The sequence below is a fragment of the Streptomyces bikiniensis genome (assembly GCF_000716625.1).
Classification (GTDB): domain Bacteria; phylum Actinomycetota; class Actinomycetes; order Streptomycetales; family Streptomycetaceae; genus Streptomyces; species Streptomyces bikiniensis.
Window position 1 is genome coordinate 299,179 of record NZ_JNXJ01000008.1, and the last position, 20,945, is coordinate 320,123.

16 protein-coding genes and 1 pseudogene are annotated in these 20,945 nt (G+C 75.0%); 10 read left to right on the forward strand and 7 right to left on the reverse strand.

Annotated elements, in window-relative coordinates; genetic code table 11:
* The first annotated feature begins 62 nt into the window (after positions 1 to 62).
* Complete coding sequence (locus OO47_RS08865; RefSeq protein WP_030209162.1) at positions 63 to 1,316, forward strand: hypothetical protein; 1,254 nt, start codon at positions 63 to 65, stop codon at positions 1,314 to 1,316.
* 90 nt (positions 1,317 to 1,406) lie between these two features.
* A complete protein-coding gene (locus OO47_RS08870; RefSeq protein ID WP_078489538.1) occupies positions 1,407 to 1,976 on the forward strand; it encodes a DoxX family protein in 570 nt (189 codons plus the stop codon).
* On the opposite strand, the gene OO47_RS34805 is transcribed toward OO47_RS08870, so the two are convergent.
* Both OO47_RS34805 and OO47_RS08875 read right to left on the reverse strand, forming a co-directional pair.
* On the reverse strand, positions 1,886 to 2,146 hold the full coding sequence (locus OO47_RS34805; protein ID WP_078489539.1) for a hypothetical protein: 261 nt from the start codon (positions 2,144 to 2,146) through the stop codon (positions 1,886 to 1,888). The two genes, OO47_RS08870 and OO47_RS34805, sit on opposite strands and share 91 nt — an antisense overlap.
* Positions 2,133 to 3,476 carry a PspC domain-containing protein gene (locus tag OO47_RS08875; protein ID WP_030209167.1) on the reverse strand — a complete coding sequence of 448 codons (1,344 nt, stop codon included), beginning with the start codon at positions 3,474 to 3,476 and terminating at the stop codon, positions 2,133 to 2,135. The genes OO47_RS34805 and OO47_RS08875 overlap by 14 nt, the downstream gene beginning before the upstream one ends.
* Positions 3,477 to 3,632: 156 nt before the next feature.
* On the opposite strand from OO47_RS08875, the gene OO47_RS08880 reads away from it, so the two are divergent.
* The gene (locus tag OO47_RS08880) at positions 3,633 to 4,895 is read left to right on the forward strand and encodes an ATP-binding protein (protein WP_030209170.1); all 1,263 of its coding nucleotides are present in this window, start codon (positions 3,633 to 3,635) and stop codon (positions 4,893 to 4,895) included.
* Positions 4,892 to 5,641, forward strand: coding sequence for a LuxR C-terminal-related transcriptional regulator (locus OO47_RS08885; RefSeq protein ID WP_030209173.1), 750 nt, complete (start codon positions 4,892 to 4,894; stop codon positions 5,639 to 5,641). The genes OO47_RS08880 and OO47_RS08885 overlap by 4 nt, the downstream gene beginning before the upstream one ends.
* 95 nt (positions 5,642 to 5,736) lie before the next feature.
* Here the strand turns inward: OO47_RS08885 and OO47_RS08890 are convergent, their stop codons facing one another.
* A complete protein-coding gene (locus OO47_RS08890) occupies positions 5,737 to 6,843 on the reverse strand; it encodes a C40 family peptidase (protein ID WP_030209180.1) in 1,107 nt (368 codons plus the stop codon).
* 380 nt (positions 6,844 to 7,223) lie between these two features.
* On the opposite strand from OO47_RS08890, the gene OO47_RS08895 reads away from it, so the two are divergent.
* Positions 7,224 to 7,577: a hypothetical protein gene (locus OO47_RS08895; protein ID WP_030209182.1), complete on the forward strand. Its 354-nt coding sequence runs from the start codon at positions 7,224 to 7,226 to the stop codon at positions 7,575 to 7,577.
* A gap of 111 nt (positions 7,578 to 7,688) precedes the next feature.
* Positions 7,689 to 10,133, forward strand: coding sequence for a DNA helicase PcrA (gene pcrA, locus OO47_RS08900; protein WP_030209184.1), 2,445 nt, complete (start codon positions 7,689 to 7,691; stop codon positions 10,131 to 10,133).
* A 66-nt stretch (positions 10,134 to 10,199) separates the two neighbouring features.
* Here the strand turns inward: pcrA and OO47_RS08905 are convergent, their stop codons facing one another.
* Together OO47_RS08905 and OO47_RS08910 are read right to left on the reverse strand one after the other, a co-directional pair.
* The gene (locus OO47_RS08905; RefSeq protein ID WP_030209186.1) at positions 10,200 to 11,756 is read right to left on the reverse strand and encodes a M23 family metallopeptidase; all 1,557 of its coding nucleotides are present in this window, start codon (positions 11,754 to 11,756) and stop codon (positions 10,200 to 10,202) included.
* A 353-nt stretch (positions 11,757 to 12,109) separates the two neighbouring features.
* Complete coding sequence (locus OO47_RS08910) at positions 12,110 to 12,910, reverse strand: lipase family alpha/beta hydrolase (protein WP_030209188.1); 801 nt, start codon at positions 12,908 to 12,910, stop codon at positions 12,110 to 12,112.
* Between the two features lie 301 nt (positions 12,911 to 13,211).
* Here OO47_RS08910 and OO47_RS08915 point away from each other — a divergent pair, with 301 nt between their 5' ends.
* Entirely contained in the window at positions 13,212 to 13,619 is a 408-nt protein-coding gene (locus OO47_RS08915; RefSeq protein WP_030209190.1) for a cobalamin B12-binding domain-containing protein, read from the forward strand.
* 231 nt (positions 13,620 to 13,850) lie between these two features.
* On the opposite strand, the gene OO47_RS08920 is transcribed toward OO47_RS08915, so the two are convergent.
* Both OO47_RS08920 and OO47_RS08925 read right to left on the reverse strand, forming a co-directional pair.
* A complete protein-coding gene (locus tag OO47_RS08920; protein WP_030209192.1) occupies positions 13,851 to 15,611 on the reverse strand; it encodes a DUF5691 domain-containing protein in 1,761 nt (586 codons plus the stop codon).
* A gap of 89 nt (positions 15,612 to 15,700) precedes the next feature.
* Positions 15,701 to 16,669: pseudogene (locus OO47_RS08925) on the reverse strand (SWIM zinc finger family protein); the annotation flags it as partial.
* Positions 16,670 to 16,901: 232 nt separating this feature from the next.
* Here OO47_RS08925 and OO47_RS08930 point away from each other — a divergent pair.
* The 3 genes from OO47_RS08930 (at position 16,902) to OO47_RS08940 (ending at position 20,931) form a co-directional block, all read left to right on the forward strand.
* Complete coding sequence (locus OO47_RS08930) at positions 16,902 to 17,324, forward strand: MmpS family transport accessory protein (RefSeq protein ID WP_030209196.1); 423 nt, start codon at positions 16,902 to 16,904, stop codon at positions 17,322 to 17,324.
* A 125-nt stretch (positions 17,325 to 17,449) separates the two neighbouring features.
* Complete coding sequence (locus tag OO47_RS08935) at positions 17,450 to 18,607, forward strand: ATP-binding protein (RefSeq protein WP_033208457.1); 1,158 nt, start codon at positions 17,450 to 17,452, stop codon at positions 18,605 to 18,607.
* Positions 18,604 to 20,931: a DUF5682 family protein gene (locus OO47_RS08940; protein WP_030209201.1), complete on the forward strand. Its 2,328-nt coding sequence runs from the start codon at positions 18,604 to 18,606 to the stop codon at positions 20,929 to 20,931. Before OO47_RS08935 ends, OO47_RS08940 begins: the two co-directional genes overlap by 4 nt.
* Positions 20,932 to 20,945 lie beyond the last annotated feature (14 nt).

Here is a 20,945-nt window from a genome sequence, read left to right on the forward strand (position 1 = left end):
CCGGAACGCACCAGAACGCACCGGCCCGAGCTGTCGTGGAGCGAGCTCGGGAAGTGAGCACCGTGGCGGTTCAAGAGGCGAGACGGTACGGCGAGCACGCGACCGGCTGCGCCGGCTGCGCCCACTGCGGGCGGGCCGGCCACCGGCGCGCGGTCGCCGCCTTCCTCGCCCGCCGCGACGAACTCGCCGCCGGACACGGCGTCCCCGCCGCCGTCGCCCACTCCCCGGTCGCCGCCCGCCAGTGGGTCTCCGACGAGCTCGCCCAGTCCGCCCGCGCGGTCACCGCGCACGGCCGGGAGGCCGGGCCCGCCCGGCTCGACCTGGTCCGGCGCGGCACCCTCCGCACCGTCTGGGGCGCCGTCCTCGCCCTCCTCCTCGCCCAGGCCCTCACCGCCGTCGAGGCCGGCTGGACCGGCGCCCGCACGGCCGGCCTCTGCACCGCCCTGGCCCTCGCCGCCCTCCTCAGCGCCGCCGCCCACGCCCACCGGGCCCGCGGCGGCCTCCTCGCGCCCCTGACCGGCGAGGACAACCGGCTCTCCACCACCCGCGCCGTCGCCGCCGCCTGGCTCCTGCTCCCCTCCTTCTCCCTCGTCCTCCTGGCCGCCCGTTTCCCGGCCCCCGGGCCACCGGCCCCGGCCGCGACCGCCTTCGACCCGGCCCGGGACGCCGGCCTGCTCACCGCCCTGGCCCTGGTCGCGGCCGTCACCGTCACCGCCCGCCTCGTCGTCACCGCCGGCATCACGGCGGGCCGCCTCCAGAAGGTGCGGGCCGACCGCCCGCGCGCCGCCGACCTCCTCTGCGACGACAGCGGCCGGGCCTGCCTCGCCGACGTCCAGTACCTCCTCGTCTCCGGAGCCGTCCTCGTCCTCACGGCCGCCGGACTCGCCCACGACCCCGACCGGCTCCCCGGGGTCCCCTGGTCCCTGGTGCTCCTCCTCGGCGTCTCGGCCGCCTGGCACCTCGCCGCGAAGTGCGCCGAGGGCGTCCGCCCCACGATCCACTCCGTGGTCCGGTCCCGGGAGGCGGGCGACCTCGACGCCCCGATCCGCACGGGCGACGACATCGAGATCCGCGGCCGCGGCTTCGTCCCGCCGGGCGCGGACGCCCCCGACCCGCTGACCCGCCTCGTCGTCCGCATCGGCGCCGTCCACGCCCACGTCCCCCTGGTCCCGGTCCCGGGCGGCTTCGCCAACCCCACCGACACCGCCCTGACCGTCCCCCTCCCGGCGGACGTGGAACCGGGCCGGGTGGAGGTCTCGGTCGTGACGGCGGCGGGCACGGAGACCAACCGGGTCACGATCGACGTCGTGGACTGACCGTCCGGCCCCTTCCCCGCGCCCCCGGGGCGCCGCTCGGAGGAGAATCGTTCCGCGAGCAGCCGTACGGGGCGTGAGAGGTGACCGACGATGACGGGACAGACGGACCGGACGGGCCGGGGGGACGACGGGACCCCGGACCGGCACGACGACACCGGCGGTGGTGACGGCGGTCCCGGTGAGGGTGACGGGACCGGTGCCTGGAAGGCCCTCGCCTCCCGCCACGCCCTCCTTCCCCTGCGGATCTTCCTCGGGATCACGTTCGTCTACGCCGGGCTCGACAAGCTCACGGACTCCTCCTTCCTCGCCGGCACCGGCAGCGGATCCATCGGCGAGACGATGCGCGGCGTCCGGGACGTCTCCGCGATCCCCGCGCTCGTCGACCTCGCCCTCAAGAGCCCCGCCGGCTTCGGGTACGCCCTCGCCTTCGGAGAGCTCGCCGTCGGGCTCGGAACCCTCTTCGGCCTCTTCGCCCGCGTGGCGGCGCTCGGGGGCGCGCTGATCTCGCTGAGCCTCTGGCTGACCGTGAGCTGGCAGGTGTCGCCGTACTACCTCGGCAACGACCTCGTCTATCTGATGGCCTGGCTGCCGCTGCTGCTCGCCGGGGCCCCGGTGCTCTCGCTGGACCGGCTCCTCGCCGAACGGCGCCGTACTCGATAGGCGACCCAGGTCGCGAGGGCGGCCGTGCCCAGGCCGCCGCAGAGCACCGGCACCACCGCGTACCAGGGGGTCGTCCAGGCCCCGGCGAGGTCGCCCGCGTACAGGGCGGCCAGGGCGAGGGCGGTGAGGCCGGCGAGGAGCCGGCCGGGACGGAACTCATGAAGCAGCACGGATGACCTCCACCTGTCCGAGCGCGACCTCCAGGGAGAGGTCCAGGATGCCCGCCGGGGCGGTCCCGGCCGGCGGCGCGAGCGTGCGGGCCTCCTCGCGGTCCGGCGCGACGTCGACGTCGTTCGGCGGCTGCCCCGGCAGGCGCAGGTCGCCCAGCGACACCTTGGCGCGCAGCTTCACGACCGCGTCCTTCGGGACGATCACTTCGAGCCGGCCGGCCCCCACCTCGGCACCGGTGGTGACCGTCGTGCCCGCGGGGAGCGGGAGCCGTGCCAGATCGAGCGTGCCGACCCCCGTGCCCAGCTCGTAGCGCGGCTGCACGGCGGCGGCCGACGCGGGCGCCCACGTCTCGCGGACCCAGTCCGTGGTGATCCGGTCGGGCAGCGTCGTGGCCAGGGCGAGCAGGCCCGCCGTCACCACGGTCAGGAAGACCGTGCCGAACCCGGTCCGCCCGAGGAAGCTGCTGACGACGAGCCCCAGGCCGAACACCCCGAGGGCGGCGACCAGACCGGTCTGCAGGCTGGTGCCGAGCGGCTCGGTCTCCCAGGTCAGGCCCGTGCCGAGACCGGCCGCCACCATCGCGAGCAGGAGGACGAGGCCGCTGATGGAGAGCGGGCTCTTCCGGACGGAGGGCGTCGGACGCCCGGGCGCCGGGTCCGGGGCGCCCCACCGGCCGCCGGGCTTCGGCACCTCGCCGTTCACCCTGCCGTCCCCGTCCACCACGCCGTGCGGACCCCACAGGTAGCCGACGGCCACCTTGCCCGTCGAGCCGTCCTTGACGATCGGGTCCTTCCACCAGGAGGTGTGCTCGATCAGAGGCGGGGCCTTCGTCTCGGGCGGGGCCTCGGCGACCGCGAGTGCCGCCGCCGTGTCCGTCCTGCCCTCGGTCTCCACCGCGCCGGTCTGCCTCCGCCGCGACCAGACCGCCGCCCCGCACGCCGTGAACGCCACCAGCAGCGAGGAACCCAGCATCGATCCGCTGCGCAGCATCGACAGGAGGACCCCGCAGCCGATCAGCGCCATCAGCAGGGCCGCGAGGGAGGAACCGGAGACGCGGCCGGTCAGCAGCCTGCGCCCCTCGTTCTCCTCCTCGCCCGCGAGCGGGATCAGCAGCCACGCGAAGCCGTAGAAGAGCAGCCCGAAGCCACCCGTCACCGCCAGGACGCCGATCACGACGCGGAAGACCACCGGGTCGAGGTCGAAGTACCGGCCGAGACCGCCGCAGACACCGCCCACGACCTTGCTCCCGCGCGAGCGCCGCAGCGGCGCGGCGGAAGCGGCCTCCGCCGGCGGCGGGGCCTCGTGCTGCGAAGACACCGAACTCCTCATGCCACCATGGTGACGGCCCGTGACGCCGTGCGGCACCGGGGACGACCCTGGCCCGACCCTGATATTCGGAGGGCCCCCGTCCCCGAGGCCGTACCGGGGGAGATCTCAGGGCCGACCCTGATGTCCCGGGCGGGTCGGACGTGTGACGATCGGTGCATGTCCGCATCCGCTCGCGTCGCCGACACCGACGAACCGTCCCTGCGCAGGCTCTACCGGAGCGCCGACGGACGGTGGCTCGGCGGCGTCGCACGCGGTCTCGCGGGACACCTCGGACTGCCGGTCGTCTGGGTGCGCACGGCGTTCGCGGTCCTCGCCATGGCCGACGGCCTCGGCGCCGTGCTCTACGCCGTCTTCTGGATCGTCGTCCCGCTCGGCGTCGGCGGACGGACCGCCCCGCGCCCCGTCTTCGAGACCGCTCCGGACGGGCGCCGCAAGCTGCGCAAGCCCGACCGCGGCCAGGTCTTCGCCCTGGCCGCGCTCGCCGTGAGCCTCGCGGTCGTCGCCGGGAACGCCAGCTTCGACGGCGAGACGGGACGGTACGTCTGGCCCGTCCTCCTCACCGGCATCGGGCTCGCCGTCTTCTGGCGCCAGGCGGACAACGCCCGCCGTGCCAGCTGGACCGAGCCCGGCCGGCACAGACGCGCGTTCCAGCTCGCCCGCGGGCTCGTCGGCGTCGCCCTGGTCGGCACGGGCCTCGCGGTCTTCGTGGTGGTCCGCGGCTCCGTGGCCCAGCTCGGCACGGCCCTCACCGCGGCCGTCGCCGTCCTCACCGGCATGGTCCTGCTCGCCGGCCCCTGGCTGGTGCGCATGTCGCAGGACCTCACGGAGGAGCGGACCATGCGCATCCGCGCCCAGGAGCGGGCCGAGGTCGCGGCCCACGTCCACGACTCGGTGCTGCACACCCTCACCCTGATCCAGCGCAACGCCGACGACCCGGGCGAGGTGCGCCGGCTCGCCCGCGCCCAGGAGCGGGAGCTGCGGAACTGGCTCTACAGACCGGAGGGCACCGGCCGGGACGAGGAGCCGGAGACCCTCGCGGAGGCGGTGAAGAGGGCCGCGGCCGAGGTCGAGGACAAGCACGGCGTCCCGCTGGAGGTGGTCGTCGTCGGGGACTGCCCCCTCGACGAGGGGCTGGTCGCGCAGATGCAGGCCGCGCGCGAGGCGATGGTCAACGCCGCCAAGTACGGTGGCGAGGGAGGGGCGGTGCAGGTGTTCGCGGAGGTGGACGGCCGCACGGTCTTCGTCTCGGTGCGGGACCGGGGGCCGGGCTTCGACCTGGACGACGTGCCCGAGGACCGGATGGGCGTACGAGAATCGATCATCGGCCGGATGCGGCGCAACGGCGGTACGGCCCGGCTGCGGTCACCGCAGGGCGGCGGCACCGAAGTGGAGCTCGAGATGGAGAGGGCGGACGGATGAGCGACGGGACCGGGGCAGCGACCGGGAGCGGGGCGGACGCGAACGCGGACACGGGGACCGACGCGGGCGCGGCGCCGGGTGTGGGCAGGCGGGTGCGGGTGGTGCTCGTCGACGACCACCGGATGTTCCGCACCGGGGTGCAGGCCGAGATCGGCCGGACCGAGGTCACCGGCGTCGAGGTGGTCGGCGAGGCGGCCGACGTCGACCAGGCGGTCACGGTCATCACCGCGACCCGGCCCGAGGTCGTCCTGCTCGACGTGCACCTGCCGGGCGGCGGCGGGGTCGAGGTGCTGAGGCGCTGCGCGAGCCTGCTCGGCGCGCCCGAGGACCCGGTCCGCTTCCTGGCGCTCTCGGTGTCGGACGCGGCCGAGGACGTGATCGGGGTGATCCGGGGCGGCGCCCGCGGCTACGTCACCAAGACGATCACCGGTACCGACCTGGTCGACTCGATCTTCCGGGTCCAGGAGGGCGACGCCGTCTTCTCCCCCCGGCTCGCCGGCTTCGTCCTGGACGCCTTCGCCTCGACGGACGCGCCCCCGGTGGACGAGGACCTGGACCGGCTCACCCAGCGGGAGCGGGAGGTGCTGCGGCTGATCGCCCGCGGCTACGCGTACAAGGAGATCGCCAAGCAGCTCTACATCTCGGTGAAGACGGTCGAGTCGCACGTCTCGGCGGTGCTGCGGAAGCTCCAGCTCTCCAACCGCCACGAGCTGACCCGCTGGGCCACCGCCCGCCGTCTGGTCTGAACCCGCGGCCCGCACCTGGGGCGCGGTGGGTCCGGGGCCCGGGACCGTGCCCTGCCGGGGTGGTGGACGGGCGTGCGGCGGGCCGGGCCCGGGCGTCAGCCCACGCGGGTCGCTCCGGCGAAGGGCATCTCGTCGATCGGGGCGACCCGGATCGGGGCGCCGGGCCGGGGGGCGTGGATCATCTGGCCGCCGCCGACGTAGAGCCCGACGTGGCTGATCCCGGAGTAGAAGAAGACCAGGTCACCGGGGGCGAGCTGGGAGCGGGAGACCCGCTTGCCGGCGTTGATCTGGGTGTACGTCGTGCGGGGCAGGGAGACGCCGGCCGCGCGCCAGGCCGCCTGGGTGAGGCCCGAACAGTCGTACCCGGAAGGGCCCGTCGCCCCCCACACGTACGGCTTGCCGAGCTGGGCGCGGGCGAAGGTGATGGCCTGGGCGGCGCGGGAGTCCGGGGCGCTCACCGGTCCGCGCGCGCCACCGGAGGAGCGGTCGGCCCGCGCGGGGGCCGAGGTGTCGGCCGGGTTCGTCCCGGCCGTCCGGTCCGAGGGGCCGGAGACGTTCCGGGCGGCGGTGGCGGCCTCGTACCGGGCCCGTTCCTCCGCGGTGAGCCGGGCGAGCAGGGTCCTGGCCGACCCCAGCCTGCCGAGGACGGCCGCCTTCTGCCGTCGCAGCTCGGCCTCGTGTCCGCGCAGGGCGGTCAGCCGTTCCGCCGACTCGCCGCGCAGCTGCCCGATCGCGCCGAGCTCGCGCCGTACGGCCCGGATCGCGGCCGCCTGCCGGTCGCCGGCCTTCTCGGCGAGCGCGGCCCGCGCCAGGTACTGGTCCGGGTCGGAGGTGAGGACGAGCCGCACCGTCGGGTCGAGCCCCCCGGAGCGGTACTGGGCGGCGGCCACGGCCCCGAGGGCGTCCCGCGCGTCGTTGAGGCGCCGGGTCCTGCGGGCGGCCTCGTCGCGCAGCCGGTCGAAGGCGGCGCGCGCCTCGTCCGCCTTCTCCTTCGCCCCGTTGTACCGCTCGGTCGCGGCCCCGGCCTCCTCGTAGAGCCGGTCGACCTGCGCCCTGACCTGGGCGGCGGTGGGCCGGGGGTCCGCGTGGCCGGACCCTTCGAAGAGCGTCGCCGTCGCAGCCGAGGCGAGGGCGAGGGTGGCGGCGGTGCGGACCGCCCGGCCACCGAGGAGGGACTGTGCGGACTTTCGGTGTGCTGCCACGAGGGCGGGTCACATCCTCTTCCCTGGGGGACGGGGTGCGCCGGGCCGGCGGCGGTCCGCACAGGGGGACGGGCCGCCGCCGGTTTTCTCGGCGGGGGTGACCGACGACCGCCGACCTGCCGGCGGGGTGGGGAGCCGGTCACCTGGTGGAGGACGCTAGGCGCGGGGTCACGCCCGGATGACGGATTGACCGCTATTGGCGACAGTTGACGTGTGGGGACCGAACTCTTTCGCCGGGTGACGGGACAGGGCCCTTCCGGCGGACGTACGGGCATGTGGTCGGGTAGCGGAACGGGGAGAGGCCTGGGGGTCGGCCCGGGTGCCGGAGAGCGGTGGACCCACCCGGAAGGGGGTCCGGAGGCCCGGTTAGGCTCCGCCCCATGGACGTACTCATCAATGTCTTCGTCGCCCTGCACGTCATCGGCATCGCCTCCCTCCTCGGCGGCTTCCTGACCCAGATGAAGGCGATGGGCGCCGGTACGGCCCGTTTCAGCCCCGCGATGCTGCACGGCGCGCTGACCATGCTGGTCACGGGCGTCGCGCTCGTCGGCCTGAACCAGGCCGACGACCAGACCGTGAACAACCTCAAGATCGGCATCAAGCTCGCGATCCTCGTCGTGATCCTCGGCCTGGTCTACGTGAAGCGGGACGACGAGAAGGTCGACAAGAGCCTCTTCGCGGCCGTCGGCGGCCTGACCACGGCGAACATCTTCATCGCGACCCTCTGGACCTGAGCCGCACCCGCGACCCGCGCCCCCGGTGTGACCCGTTCCGCACCCCGGCCGCACGGACCGCCCCCCGAAGCGGACCCGGATGTCGGCCCGGCGTCCTAGACTCGTGAGGCGATGAGCAGCCTCTTTGACGACAGCTTCCTGGCCGGTCTCCAGAACTCCTCGGAGGAGCCCCCGCCCCACCCCGAGGACGACGAGCAGGGCTCCCCGGCCCCGGAGGAGGTCCCGCACGACCTCTTCGGGGAGCACTTCGACGCGCCCCCGCCCCGGGACGCGTACTACCGCGACGGCGCCCCGCGCCCCGTCGTGGACCCCGCCGCGCTCCTGGAGGGGCTGAACGAACAGCAGCGCGCCGCCGTCGTGCACACCGGCACCCCGCTGCTCATCGTCGCGGGCGCCGGCTCCGGCAAGACCCGGGTGCTCACCCACCGCATCGCCCACCTCCTGGGCACGCGGCACGTCCACCCCGGCCAGATACTGGCGATCACCTTCACCAACAAGGCCGCCGGCGAGATGAAGGAGCGCGTCGAGCAGCTCGTCGGCCCGCGCGCCAACGCCATGTGGGTCATGACCTTCCACAGCGCGTGCGTCCGGATCCTGCGCCGCGAGTCGAAGCGGCTCGGCTTCACCTCCTCCTTCTCGATCTACGACGCCGCCGACTCCAAGCGCCTGATGGCCCTGGTCTGCCGCGACCTGGACCTCGACCCGAAGAAGTTCCCGCCGAAGTCGTTCAGCGCCAAGATCTCGAACCTCAAGAACGAGCTGATCGACGAGGAGACCTTCGCCGACCAGGCGCAGGACGGCTTCGAGAAGACGCTCGCCGAGGCCTACCGGATGTACCAGGCGCGGCTGCGCGAGGCCAACGCCCTGGACTTCGACGACATCATCATGACGACGGTCCACCTGCTCCAGGCGTTCCCCGACGTCGCCGAGCACTACCGCCGCCGCTTCCGCCACGTCCTCGTCGACGAGTACCAGGACACCAACCACGCCCAGTACACCCTGGTGCGCGAGCTGGTCGGCACCGGCTACGACGACCTCGGCCCGGCCGAGCTGTGCGTGGTGGGCGACGCCGACCAGTCGATCTACGCCTTCCGCGGCGCCACCATCCGCAACATCCTCCAGTTCGAGGAGGACTACCCGGACGCGACCACGATCCTCCTGGAGCAGAACTACCGCTCCACGCAGACGATCCTGTCGGCCGCCAACGCCGTCATCGAGCGCAACGAGTCCCGCCGCCCCAAGAACCTGTGGACCAACGCGGGCGAGGGCGCGCGGATCACCGGCTACGTCGCGGACACCGAGCACGACGAGGCCCAGTTCGTCGCCGACGAGATCGACCGGCTCACGGACGCGGGCGAGGCCAGGGCCGGGGACGTCGCCGTCTTCTACCGGACCAACGCCCAGTCCCGCGTCTTCGAGGAGATCTTCATCCGCGTCGGCCTGCCCTACAAGGTCGTCGGCGGCGTGCGCTTCTACGAGCGCAAGGAGGTCCGGGACGTCCTCGCGTACCTGCGCGTCCTCGCCAACCCCGAGGACAACGTCCCGCTGCGCCGCATCCTCAACGTCCCCAAGCGGGGCATCGGAGAGCGCGCCGAGGCGATGATCGACGCCCTCTCGCTCCGCGAGAGGATCACCTTCCCGCAGGCCCTCAAGCGGGTGGACGAGGCGTACGGCATGGCAGCGCGCTCCGCGAACGCCGTCAAGCGCTTCAACGCGCTCATGGACGAGCTGCGCACCGTCGTCGAGTCCGGCGCCGGACCCGCCGTCGTCCTGGAGGCCGTCCTGGAGCGGACCGGCTACCTGGCCGAACTCCAGGCCTCGACCGATCCGCAGGACGAGACCCGGATCGAGAACCTCCAGGAACTCGCCTCCGTCGCCCTGGAGTTCGAGCAGGAGCGGGGCGAGGAGCCCGCGACCCTCGCCGAGTTCCTGGAGCAGGTCGCCCTCGTCGCCGACTCCGACCAGATCCCCGACGAGGACGAGGAGGGCCGGGGCGTCATCACCCTCATGACGCTGCACACCGCCAAGGGCCTCGAATTCCCGGTGGTGTTCCTGACCGGCATGGAGGACGGCGTCTTCCCGCACATGCGCGCCCTCGGCCAGACGAAGGAGCTGGAGGAGGAGCGGCGCCTCGCGTACGTGGGCATCACGCGCGCGCGTGAGCGGCTGTACCTCACCCGCTCGGCGATGCGCAGCGCCTGGGGCCAGCCCTCGTACAACCCGGCCTCGCGCTTCCTGGAGGAGATCCCGCCCACGCACCTGGAGTGGAAGCGGACCGGTCCGATGGCGAAGCCCGCCGGGCCGACCTCGGGCATCACCTCCTCGTTCTCCTCCTCCCGCGCCCGCTCCGGCCCCTCCGGGTTCGCCACGCGGCGGGCCGGCGAGAAGCCGGTGATCTCGCTCCAGGTGGGCGACCGGGTCACGCACGACCAGTTCGGCCTCGGCACGGTCACCGCCGTGACCGGCACGGGCGCCGACGCCCAGGCGACGATCGACTTCGGTGACGACAAGCCGAAGCGGCTGCTGCTGCGGTACGCGCCGGTCGAGAAGCTGTAGGGCGGACGAGCGCACACGGGAAGAGGGCCCCGACTCCGGTCGGGGCCCTCTTCCCGTGAGCAGGGGTCAGCCGGTCGGATCCAGGCCGTGGCTGCGCAGCCACGCCAGCGGGTCGATCGCGTAACCGCCGCCCGGCCGGACCTCGAAGTGCAGGTGCGGGCCGGTGGAGTTGCCGGAGTCGCCGGAGTACGCGATGACCTCGCCGGCCTTCACGTAACCGGAGCGGATCTTGGCGCTGCTGAGGTGGCAGTACCAGGTCTCGGTGCCGTCCGGGGCGGTCACGATCACCATGTTGCCGTACGCGCTGTTCAGCTGGGTGCGGACGGTGCCGTCCGTCGCGGCCATCACGGGCGTGCCGCTGAACACGGGGAAGTCGATGCCGGTGTGCACGGACATCCAGTTGACGCCCGACTGGCCGAAGCGCGCGCTGAGCCGGTGGAGCTTCACCGGCAGCGCGAACTTGGGGCGCATCGCCTCCTTGCGGGCCGCCTCCTCCTCGCGCTTCTTCTTCTCGGCCGCCTGGCGGACCTTGAGGTCGATGCGCTCCTGGGTGCGGCTGACGCGGCTGCCGAAGTCGCGGGCGTCGGTGTCGAGGGCGTCGAGCTGGGTGTTGAAGGCGTTGTTGGCGACGACCGGCTTGACGGCGTCCGGGGCGGCGGCGAGCGCGGTCGTGTTGTCCTTCTTCTCGCCCCCGGTGCCGGTGCCGGGGAGCCCGCCGACGGACGCGGCGGCGATGCCGGCGACCCCCATGACGCAGGCGGAGGGGACGGCGACGGTCAGCAGCGCGGACCGCTTGGCGGGGGTACGGCGACGGCCGCGACCGCCGCCGGAGGAACGGCGTACGGGGCGGCCGGCGGGGGAGTCGGTGCGGATCTCGACGACGGGCTCGCCGTGGGGTTCCTCGTCGGCGTCGTGGGTCTCGCCGTCTTCGCGCCCTTCGAACCCTTCGAGCGCTTCGGCGTCGTCGAGGCCGTCTTCGGCACCGGTGTCGGCGAACCCGCCCGGCTCCGTACCGGAAGGGTGTTCGGAGGGGTAGTCGAAGGAGAACTCGGCGGTGTGCTCGGCGAGTTGCTCCGTCTCCGGGGTGTACTGGTGGGGGACGACCGGCTCGGGCTCCGGGGCCGGGTGGTTCCACGCGGTCGCGTCGTAGGCGCCGGTCTCCGTCGCGAAGCCGGGGGCGGCCCACTGGCCGGTGGCGTCGTAGGCCTCGTAGCCGTACGCGCCCTGGGCGGCGTACGCGCCGGCGTGGGCGGTCTCGTACGGGCCGGCGTGCCGGGCCTCGGTCCAGGCGGAGGCGTCCCACTGACCGGTGGTGTCGTACCGGCCCGTCGTGTCGTACTGGCCGGTGGTGTCGTACTGGCCGGTCGTGTCGTACTGCGCCGCGCCGGTCTCGTGGGCCTCGTACCCCTCGTGGGAACCGGTGGTCCCGTAGGCGGGGGTCCCGACGTTCCACTGACCGGTGGTGTCGTACTGCCCGGTGGTGCCGTACGGGCCGAGGTCCCACTGGCCGCTGTGGTCGGCCTGACCACCGGGATACGTGCCGAACAGCGGGTCTGCGGCGAAACTGCCAGTGGTGTGGGCGTCGTCTCCGACGTACCCGGCGTGGGGGTGCTGGTCGTTCACCAACGTCTCTCTCGCCTCGGCAGCAGGACCAGTCCGGGGCGGGCCCGACGAGGGGTGTCCCGGGGGTAAGCAGTGGCGCGACTGTACCCGGCGGTATGCGCGGCGGACAATCTTCGGCGGGATCCGCGGACGCAGGAAACGGGCAATCGGTCGTGTTTCGCCAGCTCACGGAGAGAGCTTTGGCCTTGTGTTCGAGAAGCGTTCGAACAGGGGTGTCGCACGGTCGGGCGAAGGGGTGTCGACACCGTCGATGCCCTGTGAACGGGCGGCCACGGTGTGTCCACGGAACGTCTACGCGACGTCGGCGAGGCGTTGGCGAGGCGTTGGCGAGGCGTCCGCGCGGCGGCTTCCGGTCAGGCCACGGAGGAGGCGCCCGGCTCCTCTCCCCGGCCGGTCGGGACTCCGGGGGCCTCGGCATCGAGCGCCTCGCGGACCCCGGCGGCCACCGTGGGGTGCACGGGCAGCGCGAGATGGCCGATGCCGCTCACCCGTACGTTGTGCACCACCAGGTCGGGATGGTCGAGGCGGGCGGTCTCCACCGGCACCATCACCTGGTCCAGATCGCTCCAGAAGCTCACGAACCTGGTCCGGCAGCCGCGCGCGGGGCCCGCCAGCTCCCGCAGCACCTCGGAACCGGGCCGCATCTGCCGCACCAGCGGGTGGGCGGCGGCGAGCCGGGCCATAGTCGTGCCCGCGTGCGGGGTGCCGAGCATGACCAGGGTCCGCACCCGCGCGTCACCGCCGAGGCACTGCACGTAATAGCGGGCGATCAGCCCGCCGAGGCTGTGGCCGACGATGTCGACCTCGGCGTGACCCGTACGGGCGCGGATCTCGTCCACCCGGCGGCCGAGGAGTTCGGCGGCGGCCCGCAGGTCGCAGGTGAGCGGTGAGTAGTTGAGCGACTCGATCCCGTTACGGCCGTGCCGTGCGAGGGAGCGGCGCAGCAGGACGAAGACGGAGCGGTTGTCGACGAAACCGTGCAGGAGCAGGACGGGACGCCTGCCCCGGGCGGGTCCCCCGGCCGGCGCGTCGGGCGGAGCGGGCGCGAGGCGCTCGGCCGCGATCCCGGTGGGGTAGAGGGCGAGATGGCCGGTGAGGATCGCGAGCTCGAGCGCGGTGGCCTTCATCAGGGTGGTGACCTTGGCGAACTCCATGGCCGGCCTCCGAACGGCGTGCGGGGCCGGACGGTGTGGCCGGTGCGCCGCGCCCCCGCGCCGCACGGACGGCGGCACGGAGGCGCGGCGACCACGTCGCGGCTCCTTTCGCAACCGGTCCCGCCTGCGGCTGGTGGGCCCAGGAGGAGGGCCCGGAAGCGGGATCGGCGCGGAGCGAACATGTCCCACGTGTGATTTCCCCCTCGGTGGCTGCCGCGAAACGGCCGCTTGCGGGATGCTGGGGATAACGTTCGTTCACCTCCCCGGCAAAGAGGCGCGGGGGTCGCATGTGGAGGCAGTGATGGGTGTGACCGGTCCGATCCGCGTGGTGGTGGCCAAGCCGGGTCTCGACGGCCACGATCGCGGGGCCAAGGTGATCGCGCGAGCGCTGCGGGACGCCGGCATGGAGGTCATCTACACGGGGCTCCACCAGACGCCCGAGCAGATCGTCGACACCGCGATCCAGGAGGACGCCGACGCGATCGGCCTCTCCATCCTCTCGGGCGCGCACAACACCCTCTTCGTGAAGGTCCTGGAGCTCCTCAAGGACCGTGACGCGGAGGACATCAAGGTCTTCGGCGGCGGCATCATCCCGGAGGCGGACATCGCGCCGCTGAAGGAGAAGGGCGTGGCGGAGATCTTCACCCCGGGCGCGACGACGGCGTCCATCGTCGACTGGGTGAACGCGAACGTCCGCGTGGCCGCGTAGGACGCGGTCCGCGCGTCCGGAGACCTGGTCCGCGCGTCCGGGACCCGGTTGGTTCGGGTGGTCGTGTACCCGGTCCGTTCACGCGGGTACGCGGGAGGCGGTCCGCGCCCGGACGCCTGGCGCCCGGCCGTTCGCGCGGCCGCGCAGTACCCCGGCCCGTGCGCGTCGCGCCCCCTCGCCGTCCAGGGCCCTCCCCCGCGGGAGGGCCCTTCGCCGTCTCCGTACGGACCCTCAGGCGGGCGGCGCGAGTTCGGCGCGTATCGCGGCGCGCAGGCGGAGTGTGGAGACCAGGCGCCGGAAGGCCTCCGACCAGTAGCCGCCCGCTCCCGGGACGATGTCCTCCGCCTCGTCCGGACGGGCCGCCAGGGGTTCGAGGTGCCCGGCCGCCTCCGGGGCGAGGCAGCGCTCGGCGAGGCCCATCACCCCGCTGAAGCTCCACGGGTAACCGCCCGCCTCCCGCGCGACGTCCAGGGCGTCGGTCACCGCCTCGCCGAGCGGCTCCGCCCACGGCACGGCGCAGACGCCGAGGAGCTGGAACGCCTCCGACAGGCCGTGGGCCGCGACGAACCGGGCGACCCAGCCCGCCCGTTCCTCCGGGGGCAGCATCGACAGGAGCCTGGCCCGCTCGGCGAGCGACGAGGTGCCGGGCCCGGTCGCGGGCGGGACCGCGGGCGGACCGAGCAGCGCGCGCGACCAGTCCGCGTCCCGCTGCCGCACGGCCGCCCTGCACCAGGCCGCGTGCAGCTCGTCCCGCCACCCGTCGGCGACCGGCAGGGCCACGATCTCCTCCGGGGAGCGCCCCCCGAACCTGGCCGGCCAGCAGGAGAGCGGGGCGGACTCGACGATCCTGCCCAGCCACCAGGAGCGCTCGCCCCGACCCGCCGGGGGGACCGCCACGACGCCGTCCCGCTGCATCGCCGCGTCGCACTCGTGCGGGGCCTCGACGCCGATCGTCGGCACGTCGGCCGTCCGGTCGAGGCCGACGCAGGTCAGGGCCCTGGCCGCCATCCGGCCCGCGAGGGCGGAGGCGGGAAGCGCGGAGAGGAGTTCGGCGGCGGTGGCGCGGACGTTCCGGCTGCGGTCGCCGAGGGCCTCCTCCAGGAACTCCTCGTCCGCGTCGGACAGTCCGGCCCGCAGCGAGTCGAGGAACATCAACCGGTCCTCCGCCCGCTCCGTGGCCCAGGTGGAGGCGAGGAGGGCGAGGCCGGCGGCCGGATCGTCGTTCCGTACGGCGGTGAGCAGGGCGACCCGTTCGGCGAACAGGCCCTCGTCCCACAGGGCCCGCACCCCCTCCGCGTCCCGGGGGGACGGGAGGGCACCGGCCGCCCCCGTACCGCGGAGGGCGAACCTCCACTCGGGGTTGAGCCGGGCCAGCCACAGTCCGCGCGGTCCCGCGAACCGGAGGGCCGAGGGGCGCAGATCGGTGCGGGCCCTGGCCGCGTCCAGGAGCGCGGGCAGGGCGGCGGCGGGCGCCTTGTAGCCGTGCTCCTCGGCGAGGGCCAGCCACTGGGGGAGCAGTTCGGCGAGGTCGGGCGCGGCTCCGCGCCGCCCGGCGGGCGAGGGCGCGGTCCGGCCCGCGAGCAGCTGGTCGAGGCGCCGCCGGGCCGCCTCGGGCAGCGGCACGCGCGGGTCCTCCGGTGCGGGCTCCGGCAGGGGCGCGGCGGGCCCGGGGCGCAGTCCCGCCCTGCGCCGCACGGTGTGCAGCGCGGCGGCGTCGAGCAGCGCGCCCGCCGCGTCGCCACCCGCTGCGGCACCAGCCGCCGTGCCGTGATCCGCCGCGTCACCGCCTGTCGCGCCGGGGTCCGTCGTGTCACCGTCCGTCGCGCCGGGGCCCGTCGCTTCACCGCCTGTGGCGCCGGGGTCCGTCGTGTCGGCTTCCCTCCTGTCGCCGCCCGCCGAACGCACGGGCCCGAGGGGTGTCCGCCGGTCCGTTCCGAGCAGCGCCGAGGTGACGAGTTCCTCCCAGGGGCGGTCGGGGGCGGTGGTGTCCATCGGGCTCCTCCGAGCGGTCGGTGATCGGTGATCGGCTGCGGTGGGCGGTGGGCGGTGGGTCGTGGGCGGTGGGCCGTGGGGCCACGGGCTCATGCGAGGGGCACCGTCTCCACCGGCGCCTCCGGTGACCAGGCGGCGAGCGGGGTGAACCCCCGGTGCCCGCACTCCCCGAAGACGGTCACCGGGGCGCCGCCGGACAGGGCGACGAGCCGCCAGAGGCCCGGGCGGGACTGGGCGTCGGACGTCAGGGGCAGGGCCTCGCGCCCGTCCGCGTCGGCGAGCTGCCAGCCGTACTCCGCCCGCGCCGGCACGACCCCGTCCAGCGTCACGGGCCACGCGTCCAGCCACGGGTCCTCGCGCAGCGCGCGCCCGTACGCGTCGAGGGCCGCGCCGACCGGGCCGCCCGGCGGCGGGGCGGCGGGGCCGGAGACCGGGACGAAGCGCTCGCCCGGCTCCGCCCGCAGCTGCCCGGAGCCGGTGTGCAGGGTCAGCTCGCCGTCGAGCACCGCGCCCACCGGGAGGGACAGCCGGGGCGCCCGGCCCGCCGCCCCGTACGAGAGGACGAGCGCCGTGCGCCCGCCGGCCGTCCCGTACAGCCAGACGCGCCGGGTGGTCAGCCGGGTGTCGCCCGTGTCGTACTGCGCGAGGACGAGCCAGTGGTCGCGCACCGGGGCTCCGGCAACCGGGGCGGGGAGGCCGACCCGGGTCCGCACGGTCGTCGCGAAGGGGGCGGGCAGCCGGTCGGCGGCCAGCCAGGCCCGGTCGAGGAGGTGGGTCAGCGCGCACTCCTCCAGGAGCCGCACGGGCCAGCCGGGCCCCGATCCCGGTATCGCCCCCAACTCCCGCACCCGGCCGGCCAGTCCCGGCGCCTGGGCGTCGACCATGCGGGCCGCCGTCTCCTCCCACAGGCCGTGGCCGGACTGCCCGGCCGCCGCCAGGCCGCCGCGCAGCAGATCGGTGAGCCGCTGCTCCAACTCCCGCGCCCCCGAGGTGATCCGGGCCGCCCTCCGCTCGGCCCTGCGGCGTGCCGCCTCGGGGTCGGCCACGCCCCCGCCCCCGTCCCCGTCCGACACCCGACGCACCCCCATGCCATTCATGTCCACGACGGTAGAGGCCACCACTGACAACGCCTCCGGCCTGCGGTTTCGCCGCGGAACGGGGGAGTTGACGAGGAGTCGGGAAGGGGGCGGGGAGCGGCGGGGGGCGAGTCGGGAGGATTTGACTTTACCCTTCCTTTACGATTCTCTGCGCGGGATCCAGGATCGACTCCAGACACCAGGGGGAACCCGCATGAAGCGCACCGCTCGTACCGTCCGCACCGCCGTCTCGGCCCTCGCCGTCACCGGCCTCGCCCTCGGCCTCGGCGCCTGTTCGGAGGCCGCGGAGAAGGCCGTCGACCAGGTCGACAAGTCCGTCAACGAGACCTACGAGGTCACGTACGAGGTCACCGGCAGCGCGATCGAGACCATCGAGTACCACGCCGGCGGCGGCACCGCGATGGAGCCGAAGGTCGAGTCGGAGAAGAAGCCCACCACCCCGTGGAAGAAGACGGTCACGCTGAAGGGGATCATGCCGCCGGCCGTCATGCCGGTCTCGCTCAACCCCTCCGACCTCACCTGCAAGATCACCCACAACGGCAAGGTCATCAAGGAGGCCAAGGCCGAGCAGGCGATGGCGGGCGGCTGCGTCGCCGTCTCCCCGGTCGTCGGCTGACCCGCGCCGGGACCGGAGGGCGCGTCAGCCCCTCCGACCGCCCCTGACCAGCCGTGACATCGGATTGTCAGTGGCATGGTGCACGGTGGATCGCACAGCAGGTCGAACGATCTGGAGGGGGATCCATGCCCGTGCCCGAAACCATCGCGAAGCCCGGTGACGGCGCCGAGACGGACACCGCACCGGACCGGCCGCAGACCTCCGCCGAGGTCCTGCGGCCGCACGCCGAGCACGCCTTCGCCGCCGAACTCGCGGCGCTCGCCGCGGCCGACGACCGGCCGCGGCCCGCCCGCTGGCGCCTCTCGCCCTGGGCCGTCGCCACCTACCTCCTCGGCGGCACGCTCCCCGACGGGACCGTGATCACGCCCAAGTACGTCGGTCCGCGCCGCATCGTGGAAGTCGCCGTCACCACCCTCGCCACCGACCGGGCGCTGCTCCTCCTCGGCGTCCCCGGCACCGCCAAGACCTGGGTCTCCGAGCACCTGGCCGCCGCCGTCAGCGGCGACTCCACCCTCCTCGTCCAGGGCACCGCCGGCACCCCCGAGGAGGCGATCCGGTACGGCTGGAACTACGCCCGGCTCCTCGCCCACGGCCCCGACCGGGAAGCGCTCGTGCCGAGCCCCGTCATGCGCGCCATGACCCGGGGCGCGACGGTCCGCGTCGAGGAACTCACCCGCATCCCCGCCGACGTGCAGGACACCCTCATCACGATCCTGTCCGAGAAGACCCTGCCCGTCCCCGAACTGGGGGAGGAGGTGCAGGCCGTCCCCGGCTTCAACCTCGTCGCCACGGCCAACGACCGCGACCGGGGCGTCAACGAGCTGTCCAGCGCGCTGCGCCGCCGGTTCAACACGGTCGTGCTGCCGCTGCCCGCGACCCCCGAGGACGAGGTCGCCATCGTCGCCCGGCGCGTCGAGCAGCTGGGCCGCTCCCTGGAACTGCCGGTCCCGCCGGACGGGGCGGCCGAGATCCGCCGGGTCGTCACCGTCTTCCGCGAACTGCGGGACGGGGTCACCGCCGACGGGCGCACGAAGGTCAAGTCCCCCTCGGGGACGCTCTCCACGGCCGAGGCCATCTCCGTCGTCACGGGCGGCCTCGCCCTCGCCGCCCACTTCGGCGACGGCGTCCTGCGCCCGGCCGACGTCGCCGCCGGCCTCCTCGGCGCCGTCGTCCGCGATCCGGCCGCCGACCGGATCGTCTGGCAGGAGTACCTGGAGACGGTCGTCCGGGAGAGAGACGGCTGGAAGGACCTCTACCGCGCCTGCCGCGAGGTGAGCGCATGACTCCGCCCACGGCCTTCTCCTCGTCCGCCGTCGCGCCCCCGCCCGCCACCACGGCCCCGTCCGTCCCCCGGTGCCCGCGCGTGGACCCCGGTGGGCCCCTGCTGCTCGGGGTGCGGCACCACGGGCCCGGGTCCGCGCGGGGGGTGCGGGCCGTCCTGGAGGCGGAGCGGCCCGCCGCGGTGCTGATCGAGGGGCCCGCCGAGGCCGACGCGCTGGTGGAGCTCGCGGCGGACCCGGACATGCGGCCGCCCGTCGCGCTGCTCGCCCACGCCGTGGACGACCCCGGCCGGGCCGCGTTCTGGCCGATGGCCGAGTTCTCGCCCGAATGGGTCGCGATCCGCTGGGCCCTGGACCGGGGCGCCGCCGTCCGCTTCTTCGACCTGCCCGCCGCGCACACCCTCGCCGCCGACCCCACCTGGGACGACGGCGAGGAGGGCGTCGCCGGGGACGGGGCGCGGATCGATCCCGTCGCGGAACTCGCCGGGGCCGCCGGGTACGAGGACGCCGAGCGCTGGTGGGAGGACGTCGTCGAGCTGCGCGGCGACGGCGACCCCGCCGCCCCGTTCCGGGCCCTCGCCGAGGCCATGGGCGCCCTGCGCGAGGCGTACGGGCACGGCGGCCACCCCCGCGACCTCGTCCGCGAGGCGTACATGAGGCTCCGGCTGCGCGCGGCGCGCAAGGAGTTCGGGGACTCCGTCGCCGTCGTCTGCGGCGCCTGGCACGTCCCCGCGCTCACCCTGCGCACCACCGTCGCCGCCGACCGGGCCCTCCTCAAGGGCCTGCCCAAGGTGCGGACCGGGACGACCTGGGTCCCCTGGACCCACCGCAGGCTCGCCCGCCGCTCCGGCTACGGCGCCGGCATCGACGCCCCCGGCTGGTACGCGCACCTCTTCACCGCCCCCGACCGGCCCGTCGAGCGCTGGATGACCGAGGTCGCCGGCCTCCTCAGGGCCGAGGACCACCCCGTCTCGCCCGCGCACGTCATCGAGGCCGTCCGGCTCGCCGGGACCCTCGCCGCCCTGCGCGGCCGCCCGCGCCCCGGTCTCGACGAGACGACCGACGCCGTCCGCGCCGTCCTCTGCGAGGGCTCCGACGCGCCGCTCGCCCTCGTCCGGGACCGCCTCGTCGTCGGGGACGTCCTCGGCGCGGTGCCCGAGGGCGCCCCCGCCGTCCCCCTCCAGCGCGACCTGACCCGGCGACAGCGCTCCCTGCGCCTCAGGCCCGAGGCGCAGGACCGCGAACTCGCACTCGACCTGCGCAAGGAGACGGACGCCGACCGCAGCCGCCTGCTGCACCGGCTGCGGCTCCTCGGCGTCCACTGGGGCGCCCCGGCCCCCGGCCGGGCCGGCACCGGCACCTTCCGCGAGACCTGGCGGCTGCGCTGGGAGCCCGAGCTGCACGTCCGGGTCGCCGAGGCCGGCGTCTGGGGCACCACCGTCGAGGCCGCCGCCACCGCCAGGGCCGAGGCCCGGGCGGTGGCCGCCACCACGCTCACCGACATCACCGCCCTCGCCGAGGACTGCCTCCTCGCCGGGCTCGCCGGCGCGCTCCCCGGCGTCATGCGGGCCCTCGCCGACCGGGCCGCCCTCGACACCGACGTCACCCACCTCGCCCGCGCCCTCCCGGCCCTCGCCCGCGCCCTGCGCTACGGCGACGTCCGGGGCACCGGCACCGCCGCCCTCGGCGAGGTCGCCGCCGGGCTCGCCGAGCGGATCTGCGTCGGCCTTCCGCCCGCCTGCGCCGGGCTCGACGCCGGCGCCGCCGCACCCCTGCGCGAGCGGATCGAGGAGGTCCACCAGGCCCTCGGCCTGCTGCCCGACGTCGGGGGGACGCGCGAGCGCTGGACCGGCGTCCTGCACCGGCTCGCCACCCACGACCGGGTGCCCGGCCTCCTCCGGGGCCGGGCCGCCCGGCTCCTCCTGGACGAGGGACGGATCCCCGACGACGGGGCCGCCCTCCTCATGGGCCGCGCCCTCTCGCCCGGCGCCCGGCCGCCCGACGCCGCCGCCTGGATCGAGGGCTTCGCCGGCGCCGCCTCCGGCGGCGGACTGCTCCTCGTCCACGACGAGCGCCTCCGCGGCCTCGTCGACGCCTGGCTCGCCTCCGTACCGGCCGAGGCGTTCACCGACGTCCTGCCCCTGCTGCGCCGCACCTTCGCGGCGTACGAGCCGGGGGTGCGGCGCGCCCTCGGCGAGCTGGCCGCCCGGGGCCCCGGGGCCTCCGCGCCCGGCGTGCCCGGCTTCGCCCCCGACCCCGACCGGGAGCGCGCGGACGCCGTCCTCCCCCTCCTCCACCTCGTTCTCGGCACAGAGGTCCCCGCATGACCCCCACGACCCGC

Bases quoted from the DNA above. Each gene is read 5' to 3' on its own strand.
- OO47_RS08870 (WP_078489538.1), top strand. From the start codon at position 1,407: ATGACGGGACAGACGGACCGGACGGGCCGGGGGGACGACGGGACCCCG.
- OO47_RS08875 (WP_030209167.1), bottom strand. From the start codon at position 3,476: ATGAGGAGTTCGGTGTCTTCGCAGCACGAGGCCCCGCCGCCGGCGGAG.
- OO47_RS08880 (WP_030209170.1), top strand. From the start codon at position 3,633: ATGTCCGCATCCGCTCGCGTCGCCGACACCGACGAACCGTCCCTGCGC.
- OO47_RS08885 (WP_030209173.1), top strand. From the start codon at position 4,892: ATGAGCGACGGGACCGGGGCAGCGACCGGGAGCGGGGCGGACGCGAAC.
- OO47_RS08895 (WP_030209182.1), top strand. From the start codon at position 7,224: ATGGACGTACTCATCAATGTCTTCGTCGCCCTGCACGTCATCGGCATC.
- pcrA (WP_030209184.1), top strand. From the start codon at position 7,689: ATGAGCAGCCTCTTTGACGACAGCTTCCTGGCCGGTCTCCAGAACTCC.
- OO47_RS08910 (WP_030209188.1), bottom strand. From the start codon at position 12,910: ATGGAGTTCGCCAAGGTCACCACCCTGATGAAGGCCACCGCGCTCGAG.
- OO47_RS08915 (WP_030209190.1), top strand. From the start codon at position 13,212: ATGGGTGTGACCGGTCCGATCCGCGTGGTGGTGGCCAAGCCGGGTCTC.
- OO47_RS08920 (WP_030209192.1), bottom strand. From the start codon at position 15,611: ATGGACACCACCGCCCCCGACCGCCCCTGGGAGGAACTCGTCACCTCG.
- OO47_RS08930 (WP_030209196.1), top strand. From the start codon at position 16,902: ATGAAGCGCACCGCTCGTACCGTCCGCACCGCCGTCTCGGCCCTCGCC.
- OO47_RS08935 (WP_033208457.1), top strand. From the start codon at position 17,450: ATGCCCGTGCCCGAAACCATCGCGAAGCCCGGTGACGGCGCCGAGACG.
- OO47_RS08940 (WP_030209201.1), top strand. From the start codon at position 18,604: ATGACTCCGCCCACGGCCTTCTCCTCGTCCGCCGTCGCGCCCCCGCCC.